This is a genomic window from Oceaniovalibus guishaninsula JLT2003 (assembly GCF_000299575.1).
In the GTDB taxonomy this organism is placed as follows: domain Bacteria; phylum Pseudomonadota; class Alphaproteobacteria; order Rhodobacterales; family Rhodobacteraceae; genus Palleronia; species Palleronia guishaninsula.
Map to the genome: position 1 here is coordinate 1 of NZ_AMGO01000024.1, position 887 is coordinate 887.

An 887-nucleotide genomic window follows, 5' to 3' on the forward strand; every position below is an offset into this window, starting at 1 on the left:
GTCGCGCCCGCGCTCGACGCGCTTGTTCTTGTCTTCCATCGCATCGCGTTCCGCCTCCCGTTTGCCTGTGCGCTTTCCTTCCGCGCGTCCCCAGACCCGTCCGAGGACGACGCACCCGACCGCGCCCAGAGCAGCCACCAGCCAGATCAGGAGATCAGCCATCGTCCCGCTCCCCGTGCGCGGCGGCGACGCAGAGGGCTGCGACGAAGACCCCGAGGCAGCCGCCCACGACCAGACCCGCGAGAAACTCAAGCATCGCCGCGGAACCCGCGCTCGATCCGGTCGCGCAGGCCGATCAGGCCGAGACCGAGGAACATCAGCCCCGCTGGCGAGGCATCGCCAGAGCCGGCAAGCAGCGCGACGAGCCGGGACAGTTCCCCGAGCGGCCCGGTGGCGGGCAGCGCGAGGGAGGCGATGCCGGTGAGCATGGCGAGCAGTCCCGCCCACCAGGTGAGCGAATTGGGACGAACGTAGCGCATGGGGATCAGGCCCTCCGGATCAGGGTGGAAAAGAAGGCGGCCAGCCGGGCGAGCCAGCTGGTCGGCGCGGTGGGTGAAGGGGCGAGGACCGGAGGCGTCGGCGACGGACCGCGAGCCAAGGCCAGGGCCTCATCCTCGGTCAGGCGACGGATCGGCCGCGAGAAGTCCACGCGGCCTGTGCGATCCACCGACCAGACCGGGATCGTACCGCCGGGATAGCGGCCATGGCGGAACAGGTCGCGCTCCGCCTCCCGGCGCGGAATGATCGACGCCGGTCGCCGCCAGTTCAGAAACGCGTCGGCGGCCGCAACGCGATTTCCGGCATTGAGATGTCGGGTCAGCGCGGCCTTGGCGATGCCGCCGGTGTTGTATTGGAAGCTGACCAGCGCATCGAATTCATGCGGCGCC

At 70.1% G+C, this 887-nt stretch carries 3 protein-coding genes; all 3 read right to left on the minus strand.

The window, feature by feature from the left end:
* Window positions 1-154 precede the first annotated feature (154 nt).
* The gene (locus tag OCGS_RS15575; RefSeq protein ID WP_412842080.1) at window positions 155-256 is read right to left on the minus strand and encodes a DUF3789 domain-containing protein; all 102 of its coding nucleotides are present in this window, start codon (window positions 254-256) and stop codon (window positions 155-157) included.
* Window positions 249-479 carry a hypothetical protein gene (locus OCGS_RS07830; protein WP_028031150.1) on the minus strand — a complete coding sequence of 77 codons (231 nt, stop codon included), beginning with the start codon at window positions 477-479 and terminating at the stop codon, window positions 249-251. Before OCGS_RS07830 ends, OCGS_RS15575 begins: the two co-directional genes overlap by 8 nt.
* A gap of 5 nt (window positions 480-484) precedes the next feature.
* The coding region (locus OCGS_RS15200; protein ID WP_040610776.1) for a lysozyme at window positions 485-887 on the minus strand (403 nt) is incomplete at its 5' end.

Coding starts and splice junctions, on each gene's coding strand:
- OCGS_RS15575 (WP_412842080.1), bottom strand. CDS start 256: ATGCTTGAGTTTCTCGCGGGTCTGGTCGTGGGCGGCTGCCTCGGGGTC.
- OCGS_RS07830 (WP_028031150.1), bottom strand. CDS start 479: ATGCGCTACGTTCGTCCCAATTCGCTCACCTGGTGGGCGGGACTGCTC.